General features: G+C 45.9%; 15 protein-coding genes, 4 tRNA genes and 1 pseudogene. 10 read left to right on the top strand and 10 right to left on the bottom strand.

What is annotated here, in order from left to right:
* Positions 1-90 precede the first annotated feature (90 nt).
* Positions 91-589, top strand: a pseudogene (locus tag FIU99_RS12710) (N-acetyltransferase family protein).
* 75 nt (positions 590-664) lie between these two features.
* Here FIU99_RS12710 and FIU99_RS12705 read toward each other — a convergent pair.
* From FIU99_RS12705 to metN, 3 genes are read right to left on the bottom strand one after another with little or no spacing between them, the layout of a single operon-like run.
* Entirely contained in the window at positions 665-1,474 is an 810-nt protein-coding gene (locus tag FIU99_RS12705; protein WP_006957865.1) for a MetQ/NlpA family lipoprotein, read from the bottom strand.
* A gap of 31 nt (positions 1,475-1,505) precedes the next feature.
* Complete coding sequence (locus FIU99_RS12700) at positions 1,506-2,183, bottom strand: methionine ABC transporter permease (RefSeq protein ID WP_006957863.1); 678 nt, start codon at positions 2,181-2,183, stop codon at positions 1,506-1,508.
* Complete coding sequence (gene metN, locus FIU99_RS12695; RefSeq protein ID WP_006957861.1) at positions 2,173-3,207, bottom strand: methionine ABC transporter ATP-binding protein MetN; 1,035 nt, start codon at positions 3,205-3,207, stop codon at positions 2,173-2,175. Before metN ends, FIU99_RS12700 begins: the two co-directional genes overlap by 11 nt.
* Before the next feature lie 224 nt (positions 3,208-3,431).
* Here metN and gmhB point away from each other — a divergent pair, with 224 nt between their 5' ends.
* From gmhB to treC, 5 genes are all read left to right on the top strand, one after another.
* The gene (gene gmhB, locus FIU99_RS12690; RefSeq protein WP_006957858.1) at positions 3,432-3,983 is read left to right on the top strand and encodes a D-glycero-beta-D-manno-heptose 1,7-bisphosphate 7-phosphatase; all 552 of its coding nucleotides are present in this window, start codon (positions 3,432-3,434) and stop codon (positions 3,981-3,983) included.
* 60 nt (positions 3,984-4,043) lie between these two features.
* Positions 4,044-4,382: an MliC family protein gene (locus tag FIU99_RS12685; protein WP_038160950.1), complete on the top strand. Its 339-nt coding sequence runs from the start codon at positions 4,044-4,046 to the stop codon at positions 4,380-4,382.
* 51 nt (positions 4,383-4,433) lie between these two features.
* Positions 4,434-5,381 (top strand): trehalose operon repressor TreR, encoded by a 948-nt coding sequence (gene treR / locus FIU99_RS12680; RefSeq protein WP_006957854.1) that lies wholly within the window; start codon positions 4,434-4,436, stop codon positions 5,379-5,381.
* A 193-nt stretch (positions 5,382-5,574) separates the two neighbouring features.
* A complete protein-coding gene (treB, locus tag FIU99_RS12675; protein ID WP_039951246.1) occupies positions 5,575-6,999 on the top strand; it encodes a PTS trehalose transporter subunit IIBC in 1,425 nt (474 codons plus the stop codon).
* Between the two features lie 84 nt (positions 7,000-7,083).
* The gene (treC, locus tag FIU99_RS12670; protein WP_006957850.1) at positions 7,084-8,763 is read left to right on the top strand and encodes an alpha,alpha-phosphotrehalase; all 1,680 of its coding nucleotides are present in this window, start codon (positions 7,084-7,086) and stop codon (positions 8,761-8,763) included.
* Positions 8,764-8,877: 114 nt separating this feature from the next.
* Here the strand turns inward: treC and FIU99_RS12665 are convergent.
* The 4 genes from FIU99_RS12665 to FIU99_RS12650 all read right to left on the bottom strand — a co-directional run bounded on the left by FIU99_RS12665 (position 8,878) and on the right by FIU99_RS12650 (position 9,384).
* Positions 8,878-8,962 (bottom strand) — tRNA-Tyr (locus FIU99_RS12665).
* A 56-nt stretch (positions 8,963-9,018) separates the two neighbouring features.
* A tRNA-Tyr gene (locus FIU99_RS12660) sits at positions 9,019-9,103 on the bottom strand.
* Between the two features lie 56 nt (positions 9,104-9,159).
* Positions 9,160-9,244, bottom strand: a tRNA-Tyr gene (locus tag FIU99_RS12655).
* A 55-nt stretch (positions 9,245-9,299) separates the two neighbouring features.
* A tRNA-Tyr gene (locus FIU99_RS12650) sits at positions 9,300-9,384 on the bottom strand.
* A gap of 268 nt (positions 9,385-9,652) precedes the next feature.
* Here FIU99_RS12650 and FIU99_RS12645 point away from each other — a divergent pair.
* Complete coding sequence (locus FIU99_RS12645) at positions 9,653-10,717, top strand: efflux RND transporter periplasmic adaptor subunit (RefSeq protein ID WP_006957343.1); 1,065 nt, start codon at positions 9,653-9,655, stop codon at positions 10,715-10,717.
* A complete protein-coding gene (vexH, locus tag FIU99_RS12640) occupies positions 10,717-13,827 on the top strand; it encodes a vibriobactin export RND transporter permease subunit VexH (protein ID WP_006957345.1) in 3,111 nt (1,036 codons plus the stop codon). Before FIU99_RS12645 ends, vexH begins: the two co-directional genes overlap by 1 nt.
* A gap of 61 nt (positions 13,828-13,888) precedes the next feature.
* On the opposite strand, the gene FIU99_RS12635 is transcribed toward vexH, so the two are convergent.
* Positions 13,889-14,488 (bottom strand): YitT family protein, encoded by a 600-nt coding sequence (locus FIU99_RS12635; RefSeq protein ID WP_006957346.1) that lies wholly within the window; start codon positions 14,486-14,488, stop codon positions 13,889-13,891.
* 366 nt (positions 14,489-14,854) lie between these two features.
* Here FIU99_RS12635 and glyA point away from each other — a divergent pair, with 366 nt between their 5' ends.
* Both glyA and FIU99_RS12625 read left to right on the top strand, forming a co-directional pair.
* Positions 14,855-16,105 (top strand): serine hydroxymethyltransferase, encoded by a 1,251-nt coding sequence (gene glyA / locus FIU99_RS12630; protein WP_006957347.1) that lies wholly within the window; start codon positions 14,855-14,857, stop codon positions 16,103-16,105.
* A 281-nt stretch (positions 16,106-16,386) separates the two neighbouring features.
* The gene (locus FIU99_RS12625) at positions 16,387-16,953 is read left to right on the top strand and encodes a hypothetical protein (protein WP_006957348.1); all 567 of its coding nucleotides are present in this window, start codon (positions 16,387-16,389) and stop codon (positions 16,951-16,953) included.
* 71 nt (positions 16,954-17,024) lie between these two features.
* On the opposite strand, the gene FIU99_RS12620 is transcribed toward FIU99_RS12625, so the two are convergent.
* Positions 17,025-17,351: a hypothetical protein gene (locus FIU99_RS12620; protein ID WP_019277808.1), complete on the bottom strand. Its 327-nt coding sequence runs from the start codon at positions 17,349-17,351 to the stop codon at positions 17,025-17,027.
* A gap of 133 nt (positions 17,352-17,484) precedes the next feature.
* Positions 17,485-18,450, bottom strand: a complete 966-nt coding sequence (gene lipA, locus FIU99_RS12615) for a lipoyl synthase (RefSeq protein ID WP_006957350.1) — start codon at positions 18,448-18,450, stop codon at positions 17,485-17,487.
* Positions 18,451-18,469: the final 19 nt, after the last annotated feature.

The following is an 18,469-nucleotide window of genomic DNA, read 5'->3' as shown; positions in this document are numbered from 1 at the left end:
AGTGCTCCGGTTTTTTGTTTTTGGTATTGTGAGTAGACCTAACATTGCACAACTTGCGATTTCTAGTGGATAAGGGTGATGAGAGTGCCAATGGAAGTAACAATTAGAGAAGTCAAAATCGAGGATGCTGATGGTGTTCGTGGTGTATTAAATCCAATTATTGAGCAAGGCAAATTTACCGTGATTGATACCCCCGTTTTCACTTGCCGAAGAGCAGGCTTTTATACGCCAGTTTCCTGAGCGAGGTGTCTTCAATGTTGCCATATCAGAGAATCAACAGGTTCTAGGGTTTCAGAATGTAGAGCCGTTCGCGTCCTATACTCAGGCCTTTGCCCATGTTGGAATTATCGGGACCTATGTGGATGAGCAGTTTCGAGGGATGAAGATCGCCAGCCGTCTATTTGCTGAGACGTTTGCAGCGGCAAAAAATAAGGGATACGAAAAGCTGTTTGCTTACGTTAGAGAAGATAATCTAACGGCGTTAGCGGCGTATCTTAATCAGGGCTTTGAAGTGATAGGGACGGCAAAGAAGCACGCTTATGTGCAAGGTCAGTACATAGATGAAGTGCTGATTGAGAAGTTCCTTTGAACAATAATCAAAAAGAGGAAAGAAAAAGGGCTGACGCAGTAACGTCAGCCCTTGTTTAATTCGGCGAGTAAGTGATTACCAACCCTTAACTACGCCACCTTTAAAGATGTCTGAAGCGGCTGTGTATACTTCGTCTGTCTGGTAAGACTTAACGAAGTTTTGTACGTTTTCAGCTTCGACGTTATCTTCACGCGCAACAATCAGGTTTACGTATGGAGACTCTTTGTCTTCAACAAATACGCCATCTTTTTGTGGTGTCAGGTTAATTGAGCTTGCGTAAGTCGTGTTGATGATAGACAGAGCTACATCGTCAAGAGAACGAGGAAGCTGAGCGGCATCTAGCTCAACAATGGTGATGTTTTTTGGGTTCTCTGCGATATCACGCACAGTTGCTAGGAGGCCAACACCGTCGCGTAGTTTAAGCAGGCCTTGCTGTTCAAGAAGCAGTAGAGATCGACCTAAGTTAGTTGGATCGTTTGGCACTGCGATACGTGCACCGTCTTGAATTTCATCAACCGATTTCACTTGCTTAGAGTAACCCGCGATAGGGTAAACAAACGTATTACCAGCAATCGTTAGCTTGTAGCCACGGTCAGTCACTTGCTGATCTAGGTATGGTTTGTGCTGGAACGCGTTGATGTCGATAGAACCATCATCCAAAGCTGCGTTTGGCGTTACGTAATCTGTGAAAGTCACTAGCTCTACATCCAGACCGTATTTTTCTTTTGCAACTTTAGCTGCGACTTCTGCTACTTGAGCTTCAGCTCCCGCCATAACACCAACTTTAATCTTGCTAGTATCTGCTTGCTTTTCACCACATCCTGATAGGACAAGTGCAGAAGCAACTGCTGCGATGGCGAGTAGACCTTTTAATCCAAATTTCATGACTTTCTCCTTATTCGTATCTGTAAATTTATTATCTGTGATCGACGCGGCGCACAATTGCATCACCGATAGACTGAATGATTTGTACCAAAACAATAAGCATCACCACGGTTACTGCCATGATAACTACATCATAGCGATGGAAGCCGTAACGAATGGCGACATCACCTAAGCCGCCGCCACCAACCGTTCCGGCCATGGCTGAATAGCTGACTAAAGTGACCAACGTGATGGTGACTGAGTTCACTATCGTTGGCATTGCTTCAGGAAGCAGAACCTTGTTGATGATTTGCATCGGAGTAGCGCCCATCGATTGAGCCGCTTCCACTAAGCCTGTTGGTACTTCCAACAAAGCACCTTCAATAAGGCGAGCAACAAATGGGATCGCGCCGATAGTCAACGGTACGATAGCTGCTGTAGTACCAATAAAAGTGCCGACCAGAATTTTAGTGACTGGAATGATGGCAACCATTAATACTAGGAATGGCACTGAGCGGCCAACGTTGACGACAGCGCCTAGAATGCTATTAAGTTTGGTGTTCTCAAGTAGGCCACCTTTCTTCGTTGTATGAAGAATAACGCCCAGTGGAATACCAACGGCAAAGCCAACAATACCTGCCACTGCGACCATGTAGATGGTTTCCCAAGTCGCACCGATTAAAAGGTTACTGTTAAGGCTCAGCCACTCAGAAATTGTGTTAAAGGACATAACCCAGTACCTCTACTTTTACATTGTGTTCACGGAGGAATTCGATTGCCGCGTTGTCATCTTGCTCGTTACCAAACAGCTCAGCGACCATCATGCCGAATTTAACGCCACCGGCGTAATCAAGATCAGAACTTAGAATGCTGACATCAATATTGAATTTACGCGCGATCTGGCTGACGAGTGGCGCGTCTACAGTTGCACCAGTAAACTCAAGTCGAACTAATGGGTAGCTACCTTCAACACGAGTCTCTTGCAGGCGTGCCTGATAATCATCAGGGATAGATAGATCAAGCGTAGAACGGATGAACTCATGAGCCAGCTCTGTTTTCGGGTGGGCAAAGATTTCACCTACCGTGCCTTTCTCAACCAGTTCTCCGCCACCAATGATCGCCACTTCATGGCAGATACTCTTTACCACGTCCATTTCGTGGGTGATGAGCAGCATAGTGATATTCAGCTTACGGTTAATCTCTTTAAGCAGTTCGAGAATAGACTGCGTTGTCGCAGGGTCCAAAGCGCTGGTTGCCTCGTCACACAGCAATACTTTTGGATCAGAAGCCAGAGCTCGTGCGATAGCCACACGCTGCTTTTGGCCACCACTCAGGTTAGAAGGGTAGCTTTCTTGTTTATCAGAGAGGCCTACCAATTTGAGCAGTTCGGTGACTTTCTCATCGATTTGAGCCTTATCTTTGCCTGCAAGCTCTAGGGGTAGAGCAACATTATCGAACACAGTACGTGAAGATAGCAGGTTAAAATGCTGGAAGATCATGCCGATGTTACGGCGCGTTTCACTCAGTTCTGATTTGGACTGCTTAGTAAGATCAATACCGTCAACAATGATAGAGCCCGACGTTGGCGCTTCCAGCATATTGACACATCGAATAAGCGTACTTTTCCCTGCTCCTGATGAGCCAATTACACCGAATATCGTCCCCTGTGGGATATGAAGGTTGATGTCCTTCAGGGCATGTATTTCTTTGCTTCCTTGAAGAAATACCTTGTTTACTTGATTAATTTCTATCATCGAGAAATCCGCTATCAGACTGCTTTGGGAAAAAGTAGATAATTTTGAACTACCTCTCATTTAGTAGAGGATGCTATGGCTTTGCATTAATTGTGTCAATAGATATTTTTACGGCTAGACGTCTAAACGTTCATTTCAATCAAACAGATTAGTAATTAGATAGTGATGAAAGAAATAAAGCGTGTAATAATTCTGGTAATAAATAGTAGACAGAGAAGCAAATTTTGGCGAAACCAGCAGTCTTTTTGGATCGTGATGGCGTAATCAACGTCGACCACGGATATGTTCATGACGAGCACGACTTTGAATTTATTGATGGCGTGTTTGAAGCGACGAAAAAGCTCAAAGAGATGGGCTATATGCTTGTATTGGTGACCAACCAGTCAGGGATTGCTCGTGATAAATTCAGTGAAGATCGTTTCCTTTCACTAACGCAGTGGATGGATTGGAACTTTGTTGATCATGGCGTTGAATTTGATGGCTTCTACTATTGTCCACACCATGCAGAACATGGTCAGGGTAAGTACAAAGAAGATTGCAATTGCCGTAAACCTAAGCCAGGCATGTTCATTTCTGCTCGTGACTTTCTCAAAATCGATATGGCGAATTCTGTTATGGTCGGCGACAAGGCTGAGGATATGATGGCCGCAGAAGCCGCTGAAGTGGGTACGCGTATTTTAGTACGTACTGGCAAGCCTGTTACGGAAAAAGGTGAGGCGATTGCCTCTGTTGTACTGGACAGTATCAAAGAAGTCCCTGCCTACTTAGCGAAGTAAATTATCGAGAAAAGAGGTCGCTTGAGGCGGCCTTTTTTCTATTGGAGAGTTTGGATGAAAATGAATGCTTTGTTAGCGTTTCTGGCTGGAACGACACTATTTGGTTGCAGCCACTCAGCGATTGAGCGCGAAGCAGATGACACTTATCAATTCGTGACCTACCAGTGTGAATCAAACAAGCAGTTTGAGGTCGCCTATCTGATTGAAGAGCAAGCAGCGCTTTTACGTTTGCCTAAACATGACTACCGCCTCACTCAGGTCCCATCTGGTTCTGGTGCAAAATACATCCTAGATAATGGAACAAAGCCGATTCTTAATCCGGTAACTTTACACACCAAAGGTGATGATGCGCGGTTAGAATTAGGCAGAGTCGTTTACAAAAACTGTAAAACCCAATAGCGTTAATCTTCTGTACACTCTGCTTTGTCAATTGAGCGAATCCACAGCATTATGAATAAAAAACTGACAATCCTTGATATTGCGAAACTTTCTGGCGTTGGTAAATCTACGGTTTCCCGTGTGTTAACTAATGATCCTAAAGTCAAACCGGAAACTCGTGCCAAAGTTGAGCGTGTGATTGAAGAGTCTGGCTATGTGCCTTCTAAGTCGGCGCAAGCGATGCGTGGCGGTAGTCAGAAAGTGGTTGGGGTTATCATTTCGCGTCTTGATTCGCCATCGGAAAACAAAGCCGTCAGCAGCATGCTGCAAGTTCTCTACAGTAACGGCTATGACGCGGTGATCATGGAAAGCCAATTCGACCGCAAGATGACCAATGAACATCTCGACGTCCTGCGTAGGCGTAATGTTGACGGCGTGATTGTGTTTGGCTTTAGTGATTTTGACATTGAACGTCTCTCTAGTTGGCAACATCGTTCACTGGTGATTGCCATGGATACCGACGCAACCTCATCAATAAACTACGACAATACAGGCGTCATTCGCTGTGCGCTGGAACACCTTCAGCGCCAATCGGTGAGTGAGATTGCTTTTATTGGTGTTGATCCTTCAGACCGAACTACTGGGCAGATTCGTCTCAATGCATACTTAGATTGGTGTTCAGAGCGGCGATTATCCCCTAACTACCAAACAGGTCATCTTCATCACGAAAGTGCTTATCAGCTGGTGGATAAAGTGTTGAATCCAACCACACAGGCAATTGTGTGCGCCAGTGATACTTTGGCACTTGGTGTAATTAAGCGTCTTCAGGAGTTGGATAGGGAAGACGTGATGGTGACTGGTGTCGGTGGTAATGAGCTGCTGTCTTTTCTATTTCCGAGAGTATTCAGTATTGACCCGGGTTATGCTCAGGCTGGAGAAAGAGCTGCCAAGTTATTGATTTCTCAGCTTAATGGAGAGTCTGAACTGGTGCACCTCACTCAGGAACCAATCCTGAGTTAAGCCTCTCTTTTCTCTATGGTTTAAAATTATACTGTGATCTCATTCAATTAATGGGATTGTTCCCATTTATCTGTTTCGATAGATTTGACAATATAATAAATACAAATGGGAATGTTCCCAAATTAATTATAACTAACCTTTTGATCAGAGAGTTCTGATCTGAACGAGAAACCAATTTAGGGTGGACAAGGATATGAGTAAGATTGCGAAACAAGAGGTTGAGCGTCTGATAGAACTGGTTGGCGGTCGCGATAACATCGCCAGTGTAAGCCACTGTCTGACGCGCCTTCGCTTTGTGTTAAATGACACGAGTAAAGCCGATACTAAAGCACTGGAAGCATTGTCGCTGGTGAAAGGCTGTTTCACTAATGCGGGTCAGTTTCAAGTTGTTGTCGGTACTGAAGTTGATGAAGTGTATAAAGTTCTGATTGAACTGTCGGGTAAGTCTGAAGCGTCGAAAGATGAATCCAAACAGGCTGCACGTCAGAATATGAACATTTTGGAACGTGGTATCTCCCATCTTGCTGAAATCTTTGTACCACTGTTGCCAGCAATCATTACAGGTGGTTTGATCTTGGGCTTCCGCAACGTGATTGGCGACATCAAGATGTTTGATGGTCAATCATTGACGGAAATCAGCCAATTCTGGGCGACTGTTCACAGCTTCCTATGGTTAATTGGTGAAGCTATTTTCTTCTTCCTGCCTGTTGGCGTGTGTTGGTCAACAGTGAAGAAACTCGGTGGTACACCGATTCTCGGCATTACGCTTGGTGTCACTTTGGTCTCTCCTCAGCTGATGAATGCGTACCTGATTGGTAAGCAAGTGCCAGAAGTGTGGGACTTTGGCTTATTTGCTATCGAGAAGGTGGGCTATCAGGCTCAGGTTATTCCAGCCATGTTAGCGGGTATCGCGTTGGCGTTCATCGAAACGAACCTTAAGCGTATTGTTCCTTCTTACCTATATCTGGTTGTTGTTCCTTTTGTTTCTATCATTGTCTCTGTTGTATTGGCGCATTCTCTGATTGGCCCGTTCGGTCGCGTATTGGGTGATGGTGTGGCGTTTGCCGCGAAAGCAGCAATGACGGGTGATTTCGCTGTGATTGGCTCAATGGTGTTTGGCTTCCTGTATGCACCTTTAGTGATTACCGGTATTCACCATACAACCAACGCTGTTGATCTGCAGTTGATGCAAGACCTAGGTGGTACTCCAATCTGGCCTCTGATTGCGCTGTCTAACATTGCTCAGGCATCAGCGGTTGTCGGTATCATCATCATCAGTAAGAAACACGGTGAGCGTGATATCTCAGTACCTGCGGCTATCTCTGCTTATCTAGGTGTCACCGAGCCAGCGATGTACGGTATTAACCTTAAATACAAATTCCCAATGCTGAGTGCGATGATCGGTAGTGCTATTGCAGCAGCGATCTGTGGTAGTGCCGGTGTTATGGCTAATGGTATCGGGGTGGGCGGCCTGCCGGGCATTTTGTCTATCCAACCACAATTCTGGGGCATCTACGCGATTGCAATGCTGGTGGCGATTGCACTGCCAGCAGTATTGACCCTGTTCTTCTACAAGCGTGCACAAATGAAAGGTGAGCTAGAGCCTGCAAACGCTTAAGCGCAAACAAAAAGGAGCGATCGCAATTCGGCGATCGCTTCTGCTATTTTTTCGATTTTTATTTTTTGGTAAGTGAGTTTAGCAATGACAACAATCACAAATGATGCGAACTGGTGGAAAACGGCTTCGATATATCAGATTTACCCGAAGAGCTTCTGTGATAGCGGTAGTAAAGGAACAGGGGATATTAAGGGCATCATTTCTAAGCTCGATTACTTAAAATTGCTCGGTATTGATGCCATTTGGCTAACACCAGTCTATCAGTCTCCGATGATTGATAATGGTTATGACATCTCAGACTACTACGCTATTAACCCTCAGTTTGGCAGTATGGACGATTTTGAATGTCTGCTTGATGAAGCACACCAGCGTGGTATTCGTATCATCATGGACATTGTCGTTAACCACACTTCTACCGAGCACGCTTGGTTCCAATCTGCGCTGGGGGATAAGAGTAGCCCATACCGTGATTACTACATTTGGAAAGATCCGGTTGCAGGTGACGTTCCAAACAACTGGCAGTCCAAGTTTGGCGGAAGCGCTTGGGAAATGGATGAGCAAACAGGCCAGTATTTTCTGCACCTCTTTGCCAAAGAGCAAGCGGATCTTAATTGGGAGAACCCGACAGTTCGTGAGGAAGTGAAAAAGGTCATCAGCTTCTGGGCTGAGAAAGGAGTGGATGGCTTCCGTCTTGATGTGATTAACCTAATTTCTAAGCAGCAAGATTTCCCGAATGATGATATTGGTGACGGTCGCCGCTTTTACACAGATGGCCCTCGTGTACATGAATACTTGCAGGAAATCAGCGAAGCTGTGTTCCAAAAATATGGCAGCGTTACGGTTGGCGAAATGTCATCTACCACATTGGAACACTGCCAGCAGTATTCCTCTCTGGATAACAAAGAACTGTCGATGGTGTTTAACTTCCACCATCTCAAAGTGGATTACCCAAATGGCGAGAAATGGACCAAAGCGCCTTTTGATTTCTCACAACTAAAGCAGATCTTTAACCATTGGCAAACTGGATTGAACGGCAAAGGTTGGGGAGCACTGTTCTGGTGTAATCATGATCAGCCACGTGTCGTTAGCCGTTTAGGTGATGACAAAAACTATCGAGTGGAATCCGCTAAAATGTTGGGAGCCTCTGTCCATATGATGCAAGGTACACCATACATTTATCAAGGGGAAGAGATTGGGATGACCAATCCCGGCTATAGCTCGATAGAGCAATACCGTGATGTGGAAAGCACCAATATGTATGACATCATGGTCAACCAGCAAGGTGTCAGTAACGAAGAGATGATAGATATTCTGGCTCAGAAGTCCCGTGATAACTCACGTACACCAATGCAATGGAATGACGAGCAGTATGCTGGTTTCTCTCAGGCTCAACCTTGGTTGGCGGTGGCAGAAAATTATCCTCAAGTGAACGCAGCTAAAGCCGTTGATGACAGTGATTCGGTTTTTTACTTCTATCAGAAGTTAATTCAATTGCGCAAAGAAATTGAAGTTATCACGACAGGGGACTATCAAGATCTGTATCCGAATCACGACCAGATCTTTGGCTATCAACGTAAGAGCGCCAAACAGACGCTGATTTGTCTCAACAACTATTATGGCGTGGAAGCACAATGTGCACTACCAGAGTCCTTCAAGGTGGACTGTGCTAAATATGTATTAGGCAACTACGCTTTGCCTGAATCCGTTGCTCAAACTCAAACTCTACGTCCTTACGAGACACGCATTATTTTAATTGAAGAGTAAACACACCCCCTATAGTGTTTTCTTCATTGCCTCGCTTGTGCGGGGCATTTTTTATGCGTAACTGGAAAGTAGAAACGAAAAAAGCCAGCTCAATGAGCTGGCTTTTTGCTGATATGGTGGAGGGGGACGGATTCGAACCATCGAAGGCAGTGCCAGCAGATTTACAGTCTGATCCCTTTGGCCACTCGGGAACCCCTCCAGGGTATTTTTATCCTTAACTGATGTTTTCCCAACACAACAATCAAGCGTTCAATATGGTGGAGGGGGACGGATTCGAACCATCGAAGGCAGTGCCAGCAGATTTACAGTCTGATCCCTTTGGCCACTCGGGAACCCCTCCAGGGTATTTTTATCCTTAATTGATGTTTTCCCAATACAACAATCAAGCTTTCAATATGGTGGAGGGGGACGGATTCGAACCATCGAAGGCAGTGCCAGCAGATTTACAGTCTGATCCCTTTGGCCACTCGGGAACCCCTCCAGGGCTTTTTATCCTTAACTGACGTTTTCCCAACGCATCAATCAAGCATTCAATATGGTGGAGGGGGACGGATTCGAACCATCGAAGGCAGTGCCAGCAGATTTACAGTCTGATCCCTTTGGCCACTCGGGAACCCCTCCAGGGTGTTTTTATACTTAAGAAATGATTTCCCAACACATCACTCAAGTGCGGAGCGCATCATAGCAAACTCGCTAAACCTGTAAAGCCTTTTCTTATGATTTTGAATTGAATGCTGGCTTTTTGGGCAAAGATGCCAGTAATTAACCTAAAAGCTCACGTAATCAACGTCTAAACTTACAGTTTATTGCTCTCTCTTTACATTACTTGACGTTTCCAGCGCGGTTTAACGAGTACAATGTACGGAGTTTTTTGAGGCAGAATTTAAACATGAAAAATAAAATTATTCTGAGCATTTTGTCGTTGTCTATTCTGGCCGCAGCACCTGGTGTGCAGGCTAAACGACAAGGTCCACAGACAGTTACTGTGGTGACTGAACAGGTCCAGGTTCATCAGGTTTCTCAGTCACTGTCTTTAGTTGGAAAGCTGGAAGCCGAGCAATCTGTTGTGGTCTCTTCGGAAGTGACTGGAAAGGTGGATGTCATTGCTGTTAAGGCGAATCAGGAGGTCAAACAAGGCCAGATGCTGATTCAGCTTAACGATGATAAGGCCAGAGCCAGCGTGGCGGAGGCTCAAGCGTACCTGAAAGATGAAGAACGCAAATTGAGAGAATTTGAACGTTTGGTGACGCGCAATGCGATTACTCAGACAGAAATAGACGCGCAGAAAACCAGCGTAGAAATCGCTAAAGCACGTCTTGATGCCGCGAATGCTAACTTGAGTGACCTACATATTACTGCACCGTTTTCCGGCACGGTTGGCTTTGTGGATTTCAGCTTAGGCAAAATGGTCAGTGCGGGTGATGAATTAGTGGCACTGGATGATCTTTCAGTAATGCAGTTAGATTTACAAGTGCCGGAGCGCTATCTATCTCAGATCTCTAAAGGCATGAAAGTAACATCAAAGACGGCAGCATGGAATGATGCTGTGTTCAGTGGCGAAGTCGTGGGTATCGATTCACGAATCAATGAAGAAACCCTTAACTTAAGGGTTCGTATCCACTTTGACAATCCGAAACAAAGCCTCAAACCGGGCATGTTAGTGGCTGCGGATATGGATTTTCCTCCAATGGAAGCGCCGATTATTCCTGTTCAGGCACTCGAATATTCTGGCACCAAACGTTACGTCTACGTGGTTGGTGACGACAACAAAGCGGTTCGCACTGAAGTCTTCTTAGGCGCTCGTATCGGCAACCAGGTCGTGATTGAAAAAGGCCTGGATATTGGCCAGAAAATCGTTGTTCAAGGCATTGTGAACATGCGCGATGGCGTTGCCGTGAGTGAACTGGGTGAAGATGGCAAACCACTGAATAATGAGCAAGAAGGTAACAGCTAATGTGGTTATCTGATGCTTCAGTAAAACGACCCGTTGCGGCGGTCGTTCTCAGCTTGCTGCTGTGTGTATTTGGTATTGTCTCTTTCAGTAAACTGGCGGTACGCGAAATGCCGGATATTGAAAGTCCGGTTGTCTCAATCAGTACCCGTTATGAAGGCGCTTCAGCGACCATTATTGAAAGCCAAATTACGACTGCACTGGAAGACCAGCTTTCTGGTATCAGCGGTATTGATGAAATTGAATCGACCACGCGTAATGGCAGCTCACGAATCACGATTACTTTTGAACTTGGTTATGATCTCAATACTGGTGTCAGTGACGTTCGGGATGCGGTTGCACGTGCGCAGCGTTCCTTGCCTGATGAGGCGGATGATCCCATTGTTTATAAGAATAATGGCTCCGGTGAAGCGTCTCTCTACATCAATCTGAGTTCTTCAGAAATGGATCGGACCCAGTTGACGGACTATGTCGACCGAGTTCTGCTCGACAGATTCAGTTTGATCTCGGGTGTAAGCTCGGTGGACGTGTCTGGCGGCTTGTACAAAGTCATGTACGTTAAGCTGAAACCAGCCCAGATGGCGGGGCGTGGAGTTACGACTTCTGACATTACTGCGGCACTGAATAATGAAAATATTGAAAGCCCGGGCGGCGAGGTACGTAACGATCAGATCGTAATGTCGGTTCGTACTGCTCGCAGCTACAACGTGGCTGAAGATTTTGAATATTTGGTGGTTAAGCGTGCCAGTGACAATACCCCCATCTATCTGAAAGATGTGGCTGATGTCTATATTGGCGCGGAGAACGAAAATTCGACCTTTAAGAGTGATGGTGTTGTAAATGTCAGCATGGGTATTGTGCCTCAATCGGACGCTAACCCGCTTGAAGTGGCAGACTTAGTGCATGATGAAGTGGAGAAAATCCAGCAATTCCTTCCATCGGGAACTCGTCTTGCCATCGACTATGATTCAACCGTTTTTATTGAGCGTTCGATAGCAGAAGTGTATAGCACTCTGTTTATTACCGGTGGTCTGGTCATTCTCGTGCTGTACATATTCATTGGTCAGGCACGAGCCACGCTGATCCCAGCAGTAACGGTGCCTGTTTCTTTGATTTCATCCTTCATGGCCGCTTACTACTTCGGTTTTTCCATCAACCTTATCACGCTGATGGCGCTGATATTGTCGATTGGATTGGTGGTCGATGACGCCATCGTGGTGGTGGAGAACATCTTCCACCATATCGAGCGGGGTGAAAAACCACTATTAGCGGCATACAAAGGGACACGTGAAGTTGGCTTTGCCGTTGTGGCGACAACTCTGGTACTGGTCATGGTTTTCCTGCCCATCTCGTTTATGGATGGTATGGTCGGCCTGCTGTTTACCGAGTTTTCGGTACTGTTGGCGATGTCGGTGATTTTCTCATCACTGATTGCATTGACACTGACTCCAGTACTGGGCAGCCAACTATTAAAGGCTAACGTGAAACCAAACCGCTTTAACCGTTTCATCGATCGCATGTTTGGTCGTTTGGAAAGCGGTTACCGTAAAGTATTGCGTGGAGCCTTGAAATGGAAATGGGCAGCGCCTCTGATCATTTTGACCTGTATCGGCGGAAGTTGGGGCTTGATGAAGCAAGTGCCTTCTCAGCTCACGCCATCTGAAGACCGCGGGGTGATCTTTGCCTTTGTTCGTGGCGCTGATGCTACCAGTTACAACCGCATGGCTGCGAACATGGATATCGTCGAGGAGCGCTTGTTGCCGCTACTGGGCGAAGGTTTCCTTAAGTCCTTCAGTATTCAATCGCCAGCCTTTGGCGGTAACGCCGGTGACCAGACGGGTTTTGTCATCATGATTCTGGATGACTGGAATGATCGTGATGTAACGGCTCAGCAGGCGCTAGGAGAGGTAAGAAAGGCGCTGGTTGGTATTCCTGATGTTCGTGTCTTCCCATTTATGCCAGGCTTCAGAGGTGGTTCTAGTGAGCCCGTCCAGTTCGTGTTAGGTGGTTCTGATTACCCTGAGCTGAAACAGTGGGCCGAAAAGCTTGAGCAGTTAGCGGAAGAGTCTCCGATCATGGAAGGGGCGGACATTAACTATTCTGAGCGAACCCCTGAGCTGGTGGTGACGGTTGATAAACAACGTGCGGCAGAGTTGGGTATCAGCGTATCAGAGATTTCTGAGACCTTAGAAATTATGCTTGGCGGTAAGAGTGAAACGACTTTTGTCGAGCGTGGTGAAGAATATGATGTTTATTTACGCGGTGATGAGAACAGCTTCAATAACGCGACGGATCTAAGCCAGATTTATCTGCGAACCAGCTCTGGCGAGTTGGTGACACTGGATGCGGTCACCAAGATTGAAGAAGTGGCTTCGTCGATTCGTTTGTCACACTACAACAAACAGAAATCGATTACCGTAACGGCTAACTTGTCTGACGGGTATACCTTAGGTCAGGCACTGGACTTCCTAGATCAACAAGCGGTGGAAATTCTGCCGGGCGATATCTCAGTCAGCTACTCTGGTGAATCGAAAGATTATAAAGAGAACCAATCCAGTATTCTGGTGGTGTTTGGCTTAGCACTGCTGGTCGCGTACCTAGTCTTGGCAGCGCAGTTTGAAAGTTTCATTAACCCACTGGTGGTGATGTTCACTGTCCCTATGGGGGTATTTGGCGGCTTCTTGGGCTTGTTCTTTATGAGTCAGGGGCTGAATATCTACAGCCAGATTGGCATGATCATGTTGATTGGTATGGTGACCAAGAACGGTATCCTGATCGTTGAGTTTGCGAACCAGCTTCGTGATCGCGGCTTCGAATTTGAGAAAGCAATAGTCGATGCTGCGGCACGTCGTCTGCGCCCAATCATGATGACGGCATTTACTACGCTTGCTGGTGCAATTCCGTTGCTCTTATCGACAGGGGCAGGTTATGAAAGCCGAGTGGCGGTAGGTACGGTGATCTTCTTCGGTATGGGCTTCGCAACGCTGGTGACTTTGTTTGTTATTCCTGCGATGTACCGATTGATTTCAGCAAGTACGCAATCACCGGGACATGTGGAAGCTGAACTGAACAAAGAGCTAAGTCACGATGTGAAGGCCAGAACCTCACACTAATCGCAGCAACTAATAACGCAAAAAAGCCCGCAATTCGCGGGCTTTTTTTATCTAGTGGTTCTCAACCGTAATTGACGGAATAACGGGTTGGTTTGTGATTCATAGCTAACACAACATTGAGCAGGATAGCGCCCAGAATGGATAACCCGATGACTTCAGGAGAGACAAAAAAGAATGAAGCGAACAAGATGCAACAATCGATGGCTAGCTGAGATTTGCCCACTGAAATGCCGAACTTATCCTGAATAAACAGGCAAAGTACGTTGAAACCGCCGAGACTTGAGCGATGACGGAACAGTATAAGCATACCCAAACCCATCAGTAACCCACCGGCAACCGCGCAATACACAACGTTGACCGTTTCAAGGCTGACGACCAGAGATAGGTGGTCTGCAAACACAGAAACCAAGGCACCAGAAATAGCACTGTTGAAGGCAAATCTTGAGCCAAAACGCTTCCACGCGAGTAAATAAAAAGGACTGTTGGCCAAAAAGTAAAGCGTACCGAAGGAAAGTGACACAAACTGGCTCATAAGCAGGGCCAAACCTGTGGTGCCTCCGGTTAACAGATTTGCAGATTGGAGGAAGAAAACGCCCTGAGCGACCAGAAATGTTCCAGTTAAAATAGCAATCCAATCTTCTTTGCGTGAGTGTTTTTCCATCAATTTGAAACTTTTACAGTAGATAATGGCGCGCATACTATTTAAAAAATGAGGTTTTCGGTAGCTTGAGAAGCAAATTTAAGGTAAACCTATGTAATTATCGTTTTACGGGGTGTAAAGGGAAAAATTGACACTTTTCATATTTATACGATTTAGAAAGGTGACAATATGACAATCCTTGTAGAACCACATGAAGAATCTGCATGAGAAAAAGTAAAACTTTCTCTTTATGGCCAAGATCAAATTATGTAGAATGCGCGCTATTAACGTGATGCAAACGTTTGCGTGAATCAATTTACGTAGATTAATAGGGTCATTGGTAGGTTTTTTGCAAATTTCAGTTTAAATCTGAGTCAGGAGATACAGATGCTAAAGCGTGATATGAACATCGCAGATTACGATGCGGAACTGTTCGCAGCAATCCAAGAAGAAACTCTTCGCCAGGAAGAACACATTGAACTAATCGCTTCTGAAAACTACACGAGCCCACGTGTAATGGAAGCTCAAGGTTCTCAGCTAACAAACAAATACGCTGAAGGCTACCCTGGCAAGCGTTACTATGGCGGTTGTGAATACGTTGATAAAGCGGAAGCTTTGGCAATTGATCGTGCATGTCAGCTATTCGGCTGTGAGTACGCTAACGTTCAACCTCACTCGGGCTCACAAGCAAACAGCGCTGTGTACATGGCATTGCTAAATCCAGGTGATACTGTTCTAGGCATGAGCCTAGCGCATGGTGGTCACTTGACTCATGGCTCACCAGTAAACTTCTCTGGTAAACACTACAACGTGATTCCTTACGGTATCGACGAAGCGGGTCAAATCAACTACGACGAAATGGAGCAACTTGCTCTAGAGCACAAGCCTAAGATGATTATCGGCGGCTTCTCGGCTTACTCTCAAATCGTTGACTGGGCTCGCATGCGTGAAATCGCAGACAAAGCCGGCGCGTACCTGTTCGTAGACATGGCGCACGTTGCGGGTCTAATCGCAGCAGGCGAATACCCAACGCCAGTCCCTCACGCTCACGTAGTGACGACGACTACGCACAAGACATTAGCAGGTCCACGTGGTGGTCTAATCCTGTCTAACGCTGGCGAAGATATGTACAAGAAGTTGAACTCAGCGGTATTCCCTGGTGGTCAGGGTGGTCCTCTGATGCATGTTATCGCAGGTAAAGCGGTAGCGTTCAAAGAAGCAATGGAGCCGGAATTCAAAGCATACCAAGCGCGCGTAGTGAAGAACGCTAAAGCGATGGTTGCCCAGTTCCAAGAGCGTGGTTACAAGATCGTTTCTAACGGTACAGAGAACCACCTGTTCCTAGTTGACCTCATCGACAAAGACATCACAGGTAAAGATGCAGATGCAGCACTTGGCGCTGCAAACATCACGGTAAACAAGAACTCAGTACCAAACGATCCACGTAGCCCGTTTGTGACTTCTGGCATCCGTGTAGGTTCTCCAGCAATCACTCGTCGTGGTTTCACTGAAGAAGATGCCAAAGAGCTAGCGAACTGGATGTGTGACGTTCTAGATAACATCGGAAATGATGATGTTATCTCGGCAACTAAAGCCAAGGTTCTAGAGATCTGTAAGCGTCTACCTGTTTACGCTTAAATAGCACTCAGCATAGAACCATAAAACTTCCAGTTTTTGGTTCCACTAACTGTATGCTGCAATAGCCTCCTTCGGGAGGCTTTTTATTTTTTGCGAGTTTACTTCATAAAGATCAACTGGATAAACCAGTATTCCTCTAACTTCCCCTATCATACATATTGCTCATTCATTAACGATTAAAAACTAAAACATAATCACAATGTTTCATATCTATAATTGATTGGCATTGAGTTTAAATCTATATACTTAGTCTTAATTGGTAATTCATAAGGGAGAGTTGAATGCGTCCAACGAAAGAAAACCTGACCGCTTTAGTAGGCAAAAACATTGAAATGGATATACGCCTATCATGCCGGCCAGAGAACAGCGAAAATGGCTATTTGGAGAAGCAATATGGCGTCACTTTGCTGGAGCGCGATGGTAAAGTTGTTTTGACTCGTGATGATTCATCAGTCGATGCCGGCGTATGGGTGCCTTATGCTGAAACGAAAGCGGTAGTAGGGCGTTACACGGGCAGCGGTGTTGGTTGGTTGGCATCTGGCCCTTTCAGCGGCTGTGAAATGGCTATTGGTGTGGATAAGGACCAGAATCGTGTCTTTGCTGCGCATATTGCTAAGCAGAGTGGTTCTACGGCTCCAGCCGATTACCGCAAATTTCGGACTGATGCGAAAGCAAGCGAGTTCTACTGGAACCGTATTCCTATGCCTTTTGAAGACAAATTTTCGTGCGCCTATGTCTTCGTGATCTGTTCAACGGATGGCATTATCTCGATGAACTCGCTAGAAGTTGAAGTGACCAGCATGGGGGGCAGCAACGGTAAGGTGTTGTCGGTAAGGACGTTTAAGTAGCTTAATCCACGGATGAGATGCAATAAAAAAGGTTGATATCATATCAACCTTTTTTTGATTCTAGCTTGAGCTTATTTTGAAATGCTCAGCAGAGTGCCTGACTTACATTTGAAAGAGTAGTACTTGCGGCTTTCGCTGAACTTACCTAGGCCTTCACCATCACAGTAATCGATGTTGATGTCACGCATGGTTTCTAGAGTAGCTTCACTAGTTAGAGCAAATTTAGAACCGTCAGCACAAACGATACGTACGCGACCATCATCGCTTACAGAGTAAAGCTCAACCTCTGTATTACACAGCTCAAAAGAAGCTTCACGGAAATTGTCTTGCTGTGTATTAGAAGCGCAACCTGCTGTCAGTGCGGCAAGAGCGACAGCAACAAAACCTAATTTTTTCATAATAATTCCTTGGAAGATGTACTTTTTAGTGTTGTTAGGGGTAAGCCTATAGAAGAGTTGTGTCTCATTCAAGAAACGAAATTAAAAAGGGCTGACTTATGCAGTCAGCCCTTTCTATTAACTAAAAGAACACTTAGCTTACTTCCACACCTTGTGCCTGAAGATCAGCGTGGTAAGAAGAACGGACAAATGGTCCACACGCAGCATGGGTAAAGCCGAGCTCCAAAGCAATCTCTTTGAGCTCATCAAATTCTGAAGGTGGTACGTAACGCTCCACTGGAAGATGGTGGCGACTTGGTGCCAAATACTGGCCTAGAGTCAGCATCGTCACACCGTGCGCACGCAGGTCTTTCAAGACTTCGACGATCTCTTCTTTGGTTTCACCTAGGCCCATCATCAAGCCTGATTTAGTCGGTACATCTGGATGCTGCTCTTTGAATTTCTTAAGCAGTTGCAGCGACCATTTGTAGTTTGCACCAGGACGAGCTTTGCGATACAGACGAGGGGCCGTTTCCAAATTATGGTTGAAGACATCTGGTGGATTGTCTTTCATTAATTCAAGTGCTACATCCATACGGCCGCGGAAATCTGGAACCAGAGTCTCGATGCGGATGTTTGGATTTTTGGCACGAATCTCACGGTTACAATCGGCGAAGTGCTTGGCACCACCGTCACGAAGGTCGTCGCGGTCTACGGAAGTGATAACCACGTATTTTAGCTTCATGTCGGAGATAGTCTGAGCCAGCTTTTGTGGTTCATTCTCTTCTGGAGCAACCGGGCGGCCATGTGCGACATCACAGAATGGACAGCGGCGAGTACAGATTGCGCCAAGAATCATAAAGGTCGCCGTGCCGTGGTTAAAACACTCAGCCAAGTTTGGACAAGAGGCTTCTTCACATACCGAGTGAAGGTTGTTTTTACGCATTGCCGATTTGATATCTTGAATACGTTGGCTGTCAGCAGGCAGCTTGATCTTCATCCAGTCTGGTTTGCGCAGAATTTCTTTTTGCTCAGTTGGCATGTTCTTGACTGGAATCAGTGCCATCTTGTCGGCGTCACGGTATTTAACGCCTTTTTCCATTTGGATTGGTTTACTCATGCTTTCTTTACTTCTCTTT

It is taken from the genome of Vibrio sp. THAF64 (assembly GCF_009363455.1).
Taxonomy (GTDB): domain Bacteria; phylum Pseudomonadota; class Gammaproteobacteria; order Enterobacterales; family Vibrionaceae; genus Vibrio; species Vibrio coralliilyticus.
This window is presented reverse-complemented; position numbering and strand designations above follow the sequence as displayed.

Bases quoted from the DNA above. Each gene is read 5' to 3' on its own strand.
- treR (WP_006957854.1), top strand. From the start codon at position 4,434: ATGAATAAAAAACTGACAATCCTTGATATTGCGAAACTTTCTGGCGTT.
- FIU99_RS12700 (WP_006957863.1), bottom strand. From the start codon at position 2,183: ATGTCCTTTAACACAATTTCTGAGTGGCTGAGCCTTAACAGTAACCTT.
- FIU99_RS12685 (WP_038160950.1), top strand. From the start codon at position 4,044: ATGAATGCTTTGTTAGCGTTTCTGGCTGGAACGACACTATTTGGTTGC.
- treC (WP_006957850.1), top strand. From the start codon at position 7,084: ATGACAACAATCACAAATGATGCGAACTGGTGGAAAACGGCTTCGATA.
- metN (WP_006957861.1), bottom strand. From the start codon at position 3,207: ATGATAGAAATTAATCAAGTAAACAAGGTATTTCTTCAAGGAAGCAAA.
- treB (WP_039951246.1), top strand. From the start codon at position 5,575: ATGAGTAAGATTGCGAAACAAGAGGTTGAGCGTCTGATAGAACTGGTT.
- FIU99_RS12635 (WP_006957346.1), bottom strand. From the start codon at position 14,488: ATGGAAAAACACTCACGCAAAGAAGATTGGATTGCTATTTTAACTGGA.
- glyA (WP_006957347.1), top strand. From the start codon at position 14,855: ATGCTAAAGCGTGATATGAACATCGCAGATTACGATGCGGAACTGTTC.
- vexH (WP_006957345.1), top strand. From the start codon at position 10,717: ATGTGGTTATCTGATGCTTCAGTAAAACGACCCGTTGCGGCGGTCGTT.
- lipA (WP_006957350.1), bottom strand. From the start codon at position 18,450: ATGAGTAAACCAATCCAAATGGAAAAAGGCGTTAAATACCGTGACGCC.
- FIU99_RS12625 (WP_006957348.1), top strand. From the start codon at position 16,387: ATGCGTCCAACGAAAGAAAACCTGACCGCTTTAGTAGGCAAAAACATT.
- FIU99_RS12620 (WP_019277808.1), bottom strand. From the start codon at position 17,351: ATGAAAAAATTAGGTTTTGTTGCTGTCGCTCTTGCCGCACTGACAGCA.
- FIU99_RS12705 (WP_006957865.1), bottom strand. From the start codon at position 1,474: ATGAAATTTGGATTAAAAGGTCTACTCGCCATCGCAGCAGTTGCTTCT.
- FIU99_RS12645 (WP_006957343.1), top strand. From the start codon at position 9,653: ATGAAAAATAAAATTATTCTGAGCATTTTGTCGTTGTCTATTCTGGCC.